The sequence below is a fragment of the Lysobacter sp. P5_B9 genome (assembly GCF_054049835.1).
Window position 1 is genome coordinate 92,164 of record NZ_JBFULP010000003.1, and the last position, 12,839, is coordinate 105,002.

Below are 12,839 nucleotides of genomic sequence, written 5' to 3' on the forward strand. Positions count from 1 at the left end.
CCCGCCGAATTCAAGCCCGCGATGTCCGACGACCTGAAACAAGCCGCCCTCGACTACCACCGCGTGGAACCGCGCGGGAAGATCAAGGTCACCGCGACCAAGCCGATGGTGACCCAGCGCGACCTCGCCCTGGCGTACTCGCCCGGCGTCGCCTACGCATGTGAGGAGATCGCCCGCGATCCCCGGCTCGCCAGCGAGTACACCGCGCGCGGCAACCTGGTCGCGGTGATCTCCAACGGCACCGCCGTGCTCGGCCTGGGCGACATCGGCCCCCTTGCCGGCAAGCCGGTAATGGAAGGCAAGGGCGTGCTGTTCCAGAAGTTCGCCGGCATCGACGTGTTCGACATCGAGGTCGACGAGAAGGACCCGGACAAGCTCGTCGACATCATCGCCTCGCTCGAGCCGACCTTCGGCGGCATCAACCTCGAGGACATCAAGGCGCCGGAGTGCTTCATCGTCGAGCGCAAGCTGCGCGAGCGCATGAACATCCCGGTGTTCCACGACGACCAGCACGGCACCGCGATCATCGTCGGCTCGGCCGTGCTCAACGCGCTCGAGATCGTCGGCAAGAAGATCGGCGAGGTGAAGCTCGCCACCTCCGGCGCCGGCGCCGCCGGCATCGCCTGCCTCGACATGCTCGTGGCGCTGGGCATGAAGCCGGAGAACATCCTCGCGGTGGATCGTGATGGCGTGCTCTACACCGGCCGCGGCCACATGGACCCGGACAAGCAGCGTTACGCGCGCGACACCGACAAGCGCACGCTCGCCGACATCATGCACGGCGCCGACATCTTCCTCGGCCTGTCCGCCGGCGGCGTGCTCAAGCCGGAGATGGTGGCGACGATGGCGGACAAGCCGGTGATCCTCGCGCTCGCCAACCCGTATCCGGAAATCCTCCCGGAAGACGCGAAGAAAGTGCGCCCGGACTGCATCATCGCCACCGGCCGTTCGGACTACCCGAACCAGGTCAACAACGCGCTGTGCTTCCCGTACATCTTCCGCGGCGCGCTCGACGTCGGCGCGACCGAGATCAACGAGTCGATGAAGCTCGCCTGCGTGCGCGCCATCGCCCAGATCGCGCGCATGGAATCGTCCGACCTGGCAGGTGCCTACGGCGGCGATATCCCGAAGTTCGGCCCCGACTACCTGATTCCGCGTCCGTTCGACCCGCGCCTGCTGGTGATGCTGGCGCCGGCCGTGGCGCGCGCGGCGATGGATTCGGGCATGGCCACGCGCCCGATCCTCGACATGAAGGCGTACGAGGAGAAGCTCGCCCAGTTCATCTACCGCACCGGCCTGCTGATGAAGCCGGTGTACGACCGCGCCCGCACCGACAAGAAGCGCGTGGTCTATGCCGAAGGCGAGGAAGAGACCGTGCTGCGCGCCGTGCAGACGGTGATCGACGAGGAGCTCGCCTATCCGATCCTGATCGGCCGCCCCGAGGTGATCGAGACGCGCATCGCGCGCCTGGGCCTGCGCATGAAGGCGGGCGAGGATTTCGAACTCACCAACATCAATTCCGATCCGCGCTTCGACTCCTACTGGCAGCAGTACCACGCCCTCACCGAGCGCCGCGGCGTCACCCCGGCGGCGGCGAAGAACCTGCTGCGCTCGCGCCCCACCCTGATCGCGGCGCTGATGGTCGAGCGTGGCGAAGCCGACGCGATGATCTCCGGCCTGGTCGGCCGCTTCCACAAGAAGCTCGGCTACATGCGCAGCGTGTTCGCCTTCGAGCAGGGCGTCACCGGCACCGCCGCGATGACCGGCGTGATCAACGACCAGGGCGTGTGGTTCTTCCTCGACACCCACGTGCAGTTCGACCCGAGCGCCGAACAGATCGCCCAGGCCACGCTGCAGGCGACCTATCGCATGAAGCTGTTCGGCATCGAGCCCAAGGTCGCGCTGCTGTCGCACTCCAACTTCGGCAGCCACGACGATGCCTCCGCGGCGAAGATGCGCAAGGCGTACCAGATCATCCGCGAGCGCGTGCCCAAGCTCGAGGTCGACGGCGAGATGATGGCCGACACCGCGTGGGACGAAGAGCTGCGCCACCGCATCTTCCCCAACTCCACGCTCAAGGGCCGCGCCAACCTGTTCGTGATGCCCAATCTCGACGCCGCCAACATCACCTACAACATGGTGCGGGTGATGACCGATGGCGTCGCGATCGGCCCGATCCTGATGGGCCTGGACAAGCCCGCGCACATCCTCACGCCGGCTTCGACCCCGCGCCGCGTGGTCAACATGACCGCGATCGCCGCGGTGGATGCGCAGATCCGCGCGGCACGGAAGTAGGCAGGGCACGCCACGGGCATCGCGTCGCGACGCGATGCCCACGGGATGAAGCCGAATACGGAGAGCAGGGCATGCGCCTGAAGTACTGCAAGCTGCCGCAGGGCAATTTCGGCGATGACCTCAACCTGGAACTGTGGCCCGCCCTGTTCCCGGACCTCGAAGCGCAGCATCCCGACACCTGGCTCTACGGCATCGGCACCATCCTCGGCGGCACCCAGCCGGACGGCCCCAAGGTCGTGCTCGGTTCCGGTTGTGGTTATCGCGGCACGCCGCAACTCGGCAGCGACTGGCGCGTGTACTGGGTGCGCGGTCCCGGTACCGCGGCCAAGTGCCATCTCGATCCCGCACTCGGCCTCGGCGATGCCGCGGTGCTGTGGCCGCCGCTGCATCGCACGCCATTACCCGTCGTCAGTGGCCGCATCGGCCTCGTCCCGCATCACAAGAGCTACGACAGCTGGGACTGGGACGCGCTCGCGCGCGGAGCGGGGCTTTACCCCATCGATCCGCGCCAGTCGCCGCAGGCCGTCGCCGACGCCATCGCCGGTTGCGAGCGCGTGCTCACCGAATCCCTGCACGGCGCGATCTTCGCCGACACCCTTGGCGTGCCGTGGCGCGCACTGGTGCTGGCGCGCCGCTTCAACGACTTCAAGTGGCAGGACTGGCTCGACACCCTCGGCATGAAGCTCCACACCGCCGAGGTGCACGTCGAACTCAAGCGCAAGCTGCCGACCGGCAAGGCCATCGGCAACCGCCTCGCCCGATTCGCCGGCGGCCCCGACGAGCGCAACCACCTGCGCCCCGTGCGCGCCGCGACGGCGTCCGACGTCGAACGCGTGCGCCAGGACCTGATCAGCATAGCCAGCGAGACCGGCGCCTTCGTCCTCAGCGACCCCGCCGCTCGCGCCCGCCAGCAGGAGCGGATGGGCGAGGCCTGCGCGCGGTTTGCCGCTGACCATGGGCTGCAATTCCTGCGCCCGCACCCCCGTCCCAACCTTCCCCCGCGCGCGGGGGAAGGAGCCTGATACCACAGTACCCCCATCCCAACCTTCCCCCGCACGCGGGGGAAGGAGCCTGACACTCCAGTACCTCATCCCAACCTTCCCCCCACGCGGGGGAAGGAGCCTGGGTCGGGAGATTGCACTCCCTCCCCCGCAACGCGGGGGAGGGCCGGGGTGGGGGCACGACGGGGACAGATTGCACTCCCTCCCCCGCAACGCGGGGGAGGGCTGGGGAGGGGGCACGGGGCCGGGAAGCGGCACGAAGCCCACGTCCTCATCCCGCAGCAGCCGCCCCCCCAGCCTGAAACAGCCGCTGATAAATCCCTTCGGTCTTGGCAATGAAAGGTCCCATGCCGAATCCGGCGACCGCCCGCGCCCGCGCGGCCGCGCCCATCGTAGGCAGCCGCTCGCGCTGTTCCAGCATGTGCTGCAGGGCCTGCGCCAGGGCCACCTGATCGCGCACCGGCACGACCCAGCCTTCGCGCCCCGGCGTGATGTTCTCCGGCAGCCCCGCGTAGTCCGTCAGCAGCACCGGCTTGCCCATCGCCATCATCTCGCGACACGCGAAGGAGATCGTTTCCACGTCGTGCGACAGGACGAAGCCGGCATCCAACGCCGCGACCAGAGGCCTCACATCGGTCAACATGCCCGGGAAATGCACGCGGTCCGTCAGGCCCAGCGCGGCAATGCGTTGACGCTGCTCCATGGCCGGCGGCTTGCCCGCCACCAGCACGTGCACGCGCTCGCGCAGCGGCGCCGGCAGCAACGGCAGCGCCTCCACCAGGTCCATCCACCCCTTGTAGAGGGCCGTGCCCGCAATGCTGCCGATCAGCAGGACGGGCGCATCACCGACCCAGCGCTGCCGTTCCGCGCTGGCCGCATCGTCCGGCCATGGCGTGTAGTGCGCGATGTCGATGCCGTTGTGCACCGTTTCGAGAGGGCAGCGCCGATAGGCCGACTGCTGCAACTCGCGTAGCGTGTAGTCGCACACCGCGATCACCTGGTCCGTCGAGCGAGCGCGCAAGCGCTGGCCGAGGCCGGTAATCGGCTTGGAGTTGTGCTTGGTCAGCACGATCCGTGGCCGCCGGCGCAGCCCGCGCATGGCCGCCAGCACCAGCCGGTGGTCGGCCGAACCGTTGACGTGGACCACGTCGAAGTCGTGCGCGCGCAGCAACGCCGCCAGCGCGCGGCGCGCGCGCCGCCGCGAACGCAAATGCTTCAGGCCATTGGGGAATTCCTGCGCCGCCACGTGCACGCCGGCCAGGCTTTGCGCCTCGCGCAGCAGACGGCTGCTGGCCGGCGCCGCGACATGCACTTCGTGCCGTGTCGCCAGCGCACGCGCCAGGGTGACGACATAGGTGGTATGGCCACCGCCGTCGCCGTCGTGGAAATTGGTGTACAGCAGTTTCATGCCGGAGTACCTGTCGGGCCGCGGGGGCTTGGTGCCACGACGCTTACTTGCGGTCGGTCAGGACGCTCAGTGCGCGCTCATACCGCTTCCACCACGGCGCCGCGCCGCGCAGCGCGAGCGAAGCGTAGCGCTTCTTCTCCGCCCACGACGGATCGGGCTTGGTCCGGTATTCCAGCTTGGCCAGCTCCAGGCAAGAATCGTCCAGGCCGGCCACGCGCGCGTAATGCCCGACCAGCGCGCGCGAATGCAGGCGGTTGAGGTAGTTCGCCGTCTGCGTGCGGTTCGACCACCAGCCGTTGTTGCCATGGATGCGATAGCCCACGCTGCCGGTCGGCAGGTAGTACTTGCGCGCGCCCAGCACGCTGGCGCCATAGACCAGGCAGTTGTCGGCCGACAGCCGCCACGTCCGCGTGTAGTCCGCCGGCAGCTCCAGGCAGCGCCGCGCGAGGTCCGCGCGCAGCGACAGGGCCGAGGTCGGCGCCCCGTACCAGTACGTGAGCACGTAGGTGCTGATGGCGGTGTGGCCCAGGTCCATGGGCCGGTCCGCATAGCCCACCGTGCGCTGTTCGTTGCCGAACAGGCAGATGTCGCTGAACACGAAACCCACATCACGCCGCACGTCGAAGATCGCGCCGACCTGCAGCAGGTAATCCGGTGTCCAGCGGTCGTCGGCATCGAGGAAACACAGCACGTCGCCCGTTGCCGCGGCGACCCCGCGCTGGAACGCCACCAGCTGCCCGCCGTTCTCGCCGCACAGCAGCGTGACGCGCGGATCGTGGCCGTAGCGTTGCCTGAGCAATTCGACGCTGCCGTCGGTGGAGCCGTCGTCCACCACGATGACCTGCGCCGGCGCGCGCGTCTGCGCCAGCGCGCTTTCGATGGCCTCCTCGACGAAGGCCTTGTAGTTGTAACTGGTGACGATGACGGAGAAGGAGGTGCTCATGCGACCATCTCCAGCGTCCGCCTGAAGTACGCGATCGTTTCGCGCAGCCCGTCTTCCAGCTGCACCGTCGGCTCCCAGCCGAGCTTGTCGCGCGCCATCGTGATGTCCGGCTGGCGCTGCTTCGGGTCGTCGGCCGGCAGTGCCTTGAACGCCAGCTTCGAGCGTCCGCCCACCTGCTTCAGGACTTCCTCGGCGAGCTGCAGCATCGTGAATTCGCACGGGTTGCCGACGTTGATCGGCCCGGTGAAGCCGCGTTCGGTGTCCATCATCCGCACGAACCCCTCGATCATGTCGTCGACGTAGCAGAAGCTGCGCGTCTGCTGTCCGTCGCCGTAGATCGTGATGTCCTCGCCCCTGAGCGCCTGCACGATGAAGTTGCTCACCACGCGGCCGTCGTTGGGATGCATCCGCGGGCCGTAGGTGTTGAAGATGCGCACGACCTTGATGTCGAGGTTGTGCTGGCGGTAGTAGTCGAAGAACAGGGTCTCGGCGCAGCGCTTGCCTTCGTCGTAACAGGCGCGGATGCCAACCGGATTGACACGGCCCCAGTAGTCCTCAGTCTGCGGGTGGATCTCCGGATCGCCGTACACCTCGCTGGTCGAGGCCTGCAGGATCCGCGCCTTCAGGCGCTTGGCCAGCCCGAGCATGTTGATCGCGCCGTGCACACTGGTCTTGGTCGTCTGCACCGGATCGAACTGGTAGTGGATCGGCGACGCGGGGCAGGCGAGGTTGTAGATCCGGTCGACCTCCACGTACAGCGGAAAGGTGACGTCATGCCGCATCAGTTCGAAGTAGGGATTGCCCAGCAGGTGGGCGATGTTCTGCTTGCCGCCGGTATAGAAGTTGTCGACGCACAGCACGTCGTGGCCGTCGCGCAACAGGCGCTCGCAAAGGTGCGAGCCGAGGAAGCCGGCACCGCCGGTCACTAGGGTCTTGAGCATGGGTCCTGGGGGAAAGCACGAGGGAACGCTGGTCGCGGCATGATCCTGCCCTTTGCCTGAATTGGCCGATAGCGGGAAGGCGCGAAACGCGCGGGCCGGTCACAAACCGGCCCGCGCGCAGGGTACGTGCCGGCCGGGGGCGCCAGCAGATCGGTTCCCGCAAAGCCCTGTTCCACCGCTGGCACGTACTGGCCGCCGGTGACCAGGATCTTTTGCATCGGAGTCCGTTGTGGTGATGAGCGCCATCTGGCACTTGCGCATCATGCCCTTCGCAGCGTTTGGCCGAAAGGCTTGCACTCCCGACCCGCGCCGCCGTTCACAGAACCCACTTCCGTCCTCACCGGCGTGTTGGCCGCCTACTCGGTTTCAACGAGCGCGTTTATCCGCCCGACTTCCATTCGCGGCCAGTCCCAGCGCCATCGCGAACGGCAGCCAGACCAGCAGCCAGGTCGGGCGTGCGCTGCCCAGCACCTGCGGCATGTCGATTTGCAGCGCGATCGTGGCATACGTCCACAGCGCCAGCACGATGCGACCCTGCGGGCTGCCGCGGTGCCGCCAGCCCTGCCACGCCACCGGCAGCCACACGGCCACGGCCAGCAGCAGACCCGGTAGCCCCAGTTCCACGGCCACTTGGGTCAACACGTTGTGGGTATGCACATAGGGCTGGCCCTCCACCCATAGGGTGAAGGGTTCGCCCAGGCCCAGACCCCGGACCGGATGCGCGGCGATCAGCTGCCCCGCCTCGGTGAAGAGGCCCGGGCGCAGCGACGTGCCCCGGTCCAGCAGCACGGTCCAGCCTGCCGCGGCGGCCACCAGCGCCACCATGGCCAGCGCCAGAACGCCCAGCGCCAGCCAGCGGACCATCCGTTCCGGCCGCCACAGCGGCATCAGCAGGACGCAGACACCCAGCGCCAGCCATGTGCCGCGGCTCTGGGTCAGGGCAATGAATACCAGCGGGAAGCCGACCGCCACCCAGCGCAATACCGACCAGCCGCGCTCGGGAACGTCCAGCTGGCTCAACCACAGCGCTACTGCGCCCATCAGCATGGCGGCGTAGTTGGCCGTGGCGATGGTGCCAAACCCGATGATGCGCCCGTCCGGCATTGGCGCGACCACGTATCGGATGGTGAAGCCCAGCGCACACAGCGACAGCCCCAGCCCCGTGGCCAGTAGCAGCGAGCGGATCCGACCCGCGTCATTGGCCGCAAAGGCGTGCCAGCCCAGCACGAATGCGAGCACGCTCAGCAGCGCCGCCAGGCCATCGAACGGTTTCGCCAGCGTGGCCCAGCACAGCGACAAGGCCGCCCAGGCCAGCAGCGCCAGGAACACGCCGAACGCAGGCAGCGGCCACAGCTGTCGCCACACACGCGCCTGCTGCGCGAAGGCGACGTAGTAGGCGGGCAGGAACAGCAGCACGATCAGGCCGGCCATGAAGGCATGGCCCGGCCCGAGCGAGGCGTTGGCCGGCATGATCGCCATGCCGACCATCAGCCAGCCGAGGCCAAGGCCCAGCAGTGCACGTGCCAGGGGCATTGCTCCTGACTCGACGCGCGTGGCTCCTGACTCGACGCGCGTGCGCCATAGGCTTGCCCTGGTCTGCATTGCTCCTTGCTTCCTGGTCGCGCGGCATGTCACCGCGCCGCCGGCGGGTCCGGCATGATCCCGCCACGGTGGTTGCCGCCACGTGAGGGGGGGCGCGCCGGCATGGCCGCAACCACTGCTGCATCGCGCCGCGCGCTGGAAACGTATTCGCACGGGCCGCTTGACCTCGGTCGGGTCGGCCGAATCCGTCCGCCTGTTAGAATCGCGGCTCTAATCCAAAGACCCACAGCGTAGCCGGCGCGCTGCGCGGAGCCCCCACGATGAACTGGCTGAACGAGCTTCTCGCAAACGATCCCGATCCCACCGAGACCCGCGAATGGGTCGAATCGCTGCAGGCGGTGATCGACCGCGAAGGCAACCCGCGCGCCCACCAGCTGCTCGAAGGCATGGTCGAAGTCGCCCGCCGCGCCGGCGCGCACCTGCCGTTCCAGCCCACCACCGAATACATCAACACCATCCCCGCGCACCTCGAGGCCAAGTCGCCCGGCGACGCCGCGATGGAGTGGCGCATCCGCTCGCTGATCCGCTGGAACGCGATGGCGATGGTGGTACGCGCCAACCGCAAGCCCGGCGACCTCGGCGGCCACATCGCCTCGTTCGCCTCGGCCGCCACGCTCTATGACGTCGGCTTCAACCACTTCTGGCGCGGCCCCGAAGGCGACCACCCCGGCGACCTCATCGGCGTCCAGGGCCACAGCTCGCCCGGCATCTACGCGCGCTCCTTCCTCGAAGGCCGCATCAGCGAATCCCAGCTCGACCACTTCCGCATGGAAGTCGACGGCCGCGGCGTCAGCTCCTACCCGCATCCGTGGCTGATGCCCGACTACTGGCAGGTTCCGACCGTGTCGATGGGCCTGGGCCCGATCTCCGCGATCTACCAGGCGCGCAACTGGAAATATCTCGAAGGCCGTGGCCTGCTGCCCAAGACCGACCGCAAGGTGTGGGCGTTCCTCGGCGACGGCGAAACCGACGAACCCGAATCCCTCGGCGCGATCTCCGTCGCCGGTCGCGAAGGCCTCGACAACCTCGTCTTCGTCGTCAACTGCAACCTGCAGCGCCTCGACGGCCCGGTGCGCGGCAACGGCAAGATCATCCAGGAACTCGAAGGCCAGTTCCGCGGCGCCGGCTGGAACGTGATCAAGACCATCTGGGGCAGCTACTGGGATCCGCTGCTCGCGCGCGATACCAATGGCGTGCTGCGCAAGCTGATGATGGAAACCGTCGACGGCGAATACCAGAACTGCAAGGCCTTCGGCGGCAAGTACACGCGCGACAACTTCTTCGGCAAGTACCCGGAGACCGCCGCGCTCGTCGCCAACATGAGCGACGACGACATCTGGCGCCTCAACCGCGGTGGCCACGATCCGCACAAGGTCTACGCCGCCTACGAGGCCGCGCGCAACGTCACCGGCATGCCGACCGTGATCCTCGCCAAGACGGTGAAGGGCTACGGCATGGGCGCCTCGGGCGAATCGCTCAACCCGACCCACGGCACCAAGAAGATGGACGACGAAGCCGTCCGCCTCTTCCGCGACCGCTTCAACATCCCGGTCACCGACGCCCAGCTCACCGACCACCAGGTGCCGTTCTACCACCCCGGCAAGGACTCGCCGGAAGTCGAATACATGCACGAGCGCCGCAAGGCCCTCGGCGGTTACCTGCCGCAGCGCCGCCGCAAGTCGGTCGAGTCGCTCGAAGTCCCCAAGCTCGAAGCCTACGACCGCCTGCTCAAGACCACCGGCGACCGCGAGATCAGCACGACCATGGCGTTCGTGCAGATGCTCAACATCACCCTGCGCGACAAGGCCGTCGGCCCGCGCTGCGTGCCGATCGTCGCGGATGAAGCGCGTACCTTCGGCATGGAAGGCCTGTTCCGCCAGCTCGGCATCTACGCCCCGCAGGGCCAGAAGTACAAGCCGGTCGACCGCGACCAGCTCATGTACTACCGCGAGGACTCCGCAGGACAAGTGCTGGAGGAAGGCATCACCGAAGCCGGTGCGTTCTCCTCGTGGCTGGCCTGCGCGACCAGCTACAGCACCAACAACCTGCAGATGCTGCCGTTCTACATCTACTACTCGATGTTCGGCTTCCAGCGCATCGGCGACAGCGCCTGGCAGGCGGCGGACATGCGCGCGCGCGGCTTCCTGCTCGGTGCCACCGCGGGCCGCACCACGTTGAATGGCGAAGGCCTGCAGCACGAAGACGGCCACGGCATGGTCCAGGCCGGCCTGATCCCCAACTGCCGCAGCTACGACCCGACCTTCAGCTTCGAAGTCGTCACGATCATGCAGCACGGCATGCAGCGCATGCTCACCGAGCAGCGCGACGAGTACTACTACCTCACCCTGATGAACGAGAACTACACCCACCCGGACATGCCCGAAGGCAGCGCCGAGGGGATCATCAAGGGCATGTACCTGCTGCAGGACGCGGGCAAGCCGAAGAAGGGCGAACTGCGCGTGCAGCTGCTCGGCTCCGGCACCATCCTGCGCGAAGCCATCGCCGCGGCCGAACTGCTCGACAAGGATTTCGGCGTCAGCGCCGACATCTGGTCCTGCCCCAGCTTCAACGAACTCGCGCGCGACGGCCACGACGCCACCCGCACCAACCGTTTGAACCCGGAAGCCAAGACCCCGGCCAAGCCGTATGTGACCGAGCTGCTCGAAGGCCGCCAGGGCCCGGCCATCGCCGCCACCGACTACATCCGCATCTACGCCGACCAGATCCGCGAGTTCGTGCCGATGCGCTACATCGTGCTCGGCACCGACGGCTTCGGCCGCTCGGACACGCGCGCCAACCTGCGCCGCCATTTCGAAGTGGACCGCTTCCACATCGCCCACGCCGCGATCGCGGCGCTGGCGGCGGATGGCAAGATGACGGCGAAGGATGTGGCCAGGGCTATCAAGCAGTACAAGATTGATAGCGAGAAGCCGAATCCGATTGGGGTTTGAGCAGCCTCTCCCGCTCATGGGTGGCGGTGGGATAAGAAAAAGGTGGCCGTAGGGCCGCCTTTTTCATGTGGCAAGATTCCACCTAAAAGGCGGACCACTCGATTTGTATAGCTTTACGACAGGGGCGGCGATGAGTCTCATGCGCCTTCAATGAGAGGACGGGACCTTTCCCCCGACGCGCCGTCATCCGCTGGCCTCACAGAGTAGGTCACGCGATATGTGAGTTCTCACACAATCCCGCATAATCCTTGACGACCTTATTGGGGGTAGGGCCGTGAAGCGATTTCGCATAGGGCATTTGTATCGGTATGCGCGGCCAGCCTCGGCTCATCCCGAAGCGATCGACGGTCTAGCCAATTTTCACTACGTCGTTTCGATGGATGGAATGCCCAGCTTGCAGCTGGAACGTGGAATTAACGCTCCATCGTCTACACGGGCGCCGGACGGCGAGCGAACCAGCGTGATTCTCTTGGCGAGCAACGAGAACAAGCTTGGAACAGCCGAGAACCCATGGCACGACACTATCGAGCCAGACGAGGGATTCGCCCGCTATTTTGGCGACAACAGAACGCCAGACGTCGACCCTGGCACAGTCAAGGGCAATAGAACGCTCCTAAGGCAGTTTGAGCTTCATACCTCGCCAGAACGAGGCAAGCGCGAGCTCGCTGCCCCCATCTTGTTGTTTACATCTTCAAAGAAGGGATTCAAGCAGTTTGCCGGGCTCGCACTAATCACAGGAGCTCGCCGCGTAACGCAATACTCCGAGAAGAATGGCGGGTTCTTCACAAACTACTTATTTGATCTGGCGATCCTGTCGCTGACGGAGGAGGACGAAAGCGTTGCCATGCTCTGGATTGGCGACCGAAGGAACCCGAATGTCGAAGCGAAGATTGCGAATGCCATGGCTCCTAGAGCCTGGCTCGACTGGATCAAGTACGGAAGCTCAGAGCTGGAGCGTCTTAAGCGGCGCGTGGCTCGCTACCACATCGTACCGAAGAACGCCCAAGTGGCACCCCCTGACTCCGAAAAGCGGGAGGTGCTTGAAACAATCTACGAGTTCTATGACGGGAGGAAACACCGCTTCGAGGCGCTGGCAAGTTTGGCTTGCGAGTCGATGATCAAGAACACGGGCGCAAACTATCTGCGTGGCTGGCTCACTCGCGGAACCGGTGACGGGGGGTTGGACTTCGTAGGCCGAATCGACATTGGCGAGGGCCTGTCAAAAACTAAGCTTGTCGTCCTTGGACAAGCGAAGTGCGAACAGATCGACGTCGCGACGGGCGGGAATCATATTGCGAGAACCGTTGCGAGACTTCGGCGTGGCTGGGTAGGGGCCTACGTCACGACTTCCTTCTTCTCCGAACCTGTGCAGCGCGAGGTCTATGAAGACCAGTATCCAGTTCTCTTGCTAAACGGCGCCGGATTGGCTGGCGAGGTTACTAAGCTCAGACTGGCCTCCGGATTCTCAAGTGTTGACGCCTTCTTGGAGCACGTGGACGCAACCTACGAAGAGCAAGTCAGTGCGAGAAGGCCCGAGGAAATACTCTGGGATTGAGAGGAACCCTGACGGATAAAGGGGGCAGGTTCATTTACTCAAACCCTTACGTGTGGCGCAAGACGACAAAAGGAACAGGGGTCAGAGTGCACTTTTGCGAAAGTCGACTCTGACCCCTGCTTTCGCGTGGAATCAACGAACGA

Annotated in this window: 8 protein-coding genes; 4 read left to right on the forward strand and 4 right to left on the reverse strand. The window is 66.2% G+C overall.

All coding sequences use genetic code 11. The annotated features are described in order from the left end of the window. Positions 1–21 precede the first annotated feature (21 nt). Both ACXJJ9_RS08005 and ACXJJ9_RS08010 read left to right on the forward strand, forming a co-directional pair. A complete protein-coding gene (locus ACXJJ9_RS08005; RefSeq protein ID WP_457096677.1) occupies positions 22–2,295 on the forward strand; it encodes an NADP-dependent malic enzyme in 2,274 nt (757 codons plus the stop codon). A 71-nt stretch (positions 2,296–2,366) separates the two neighbouring features. After that, positions 2,367–3,317 carry a polysaccharide pyruvyl transferase family protein gene (locus tag ACXJJ9_RS08010; protein ID WP_457096678.1) on the forward strand — a complete coding sequence of 317 codons (951 nt, stop codon included), beginning with the start codon at positions 2,367–2,369 and terminating at the stop codon, positions 3,315–3,317. A 250-nt stretch (positions 3,318–3,567) separates the two neighbouring features. On the opposite strand, the gene ACXJJ9_RS08015 is transcribed toward ACXJJ9_RS08010, so the two are convergent. The 4 genes from ACXJJ9_RS08015 to ACXJJ9_RS08030 all read right to left on the reverse strand — a co-directional run bounded on the left by ACXJJ9_RS08015 (position 3,568) and on the right by ACXJJ9_RS08030 (position 8,121). Next, on the reverse strand, positions 3,568–4,704 hold the full coding sequence (locus ACXJJ9_RS08015) for a glycosyltransferase (RefSeq protein ID WP_457096679.1): 1,137 nt from the start codon (positions 4,702–4,704) through the stop codon (positions 3,568–3,570). A gap of 43 nt (positions 4,705–4,747) precedes the next feature. Continuing rightward, positions 4,748–5,647 carry a glycosyltransferase family 2 protein gene (locus tag ACXJJ9_RS08020; protein ID WP_457096680.1) on the reverse strand — a complete coding sequence of 300 codons (900 nt, stop codon included), beginning with the start codon at positions 5,645–5,647 and terminating at the stop codon, positions 4,748–4,750. Next, positions 5,644–6,588 (reverse strand): UDP-glucuronic acid decarboxylase family protein, encoded by a 945-nt coding sequence (locus tag ACXJJ9_RS08025; RefSeq protein ID WP_457096681.1) that lies wholly within the window; start codon positions 6,586–6,588, stop codon positions 5,644–5,646. The genes ACXJJ9_RS08020 and ACXJJ9_RS08025 overlap by 4 nt, the downstream gene beginning before the upstream one ends. 366 nt (positions 6,589–6,954) lie before the next feature. Continuing rightward, positions 6,955–8,121 carry an O-antigen ligase family protein gene (locus tag ACXJJ9_RS08030; RefSeq protein WP_457096682.1) on the reverse strand — a complete coding sequence of 389 codons (1,167 nt, stop codon included), beginning with the start codon at positions 8,119–8,121 and terminating at the stop codon, positions 6,955–6,957. A gap of 329 nt (positions 8,122–8,450) precedes the next feature. Between ACXJJ9_RS08030 and aceE the strand changes: the two genes are divergently transcribed. Both aceE and ACXJJ9_RS08040 read left to right on the forward strand, forming a co-directional pair. Beyond that, on the forward strand, positions 8,451–11,141 hold the full coding sequence (aceE, locus tag ACXJJ9_RS08035; protein WP_457096683.1) for a pyruvate dehydrogenase (acetyl-transferring), homodimeric type: 2,691 nt from the start codon (positions 8,451–8,453) through the stop codon (positions 11,139–11,141). Between the two features lie 385 nt (positions 11,142–11,526). After that, positions 11,527–12,696 (forward strand): restriction endonuclease, encoded by a 1,170-nt coding sequence (locus ACXJJ9_RS08040; RefSeq protein ID WP_457096684.1) that lies wholly within the window; start codon positions 11,527–11,529, stop codon positions 12,694–12,696. Positions 12,697–12,839: the final 143 nt, after the last annotated feature.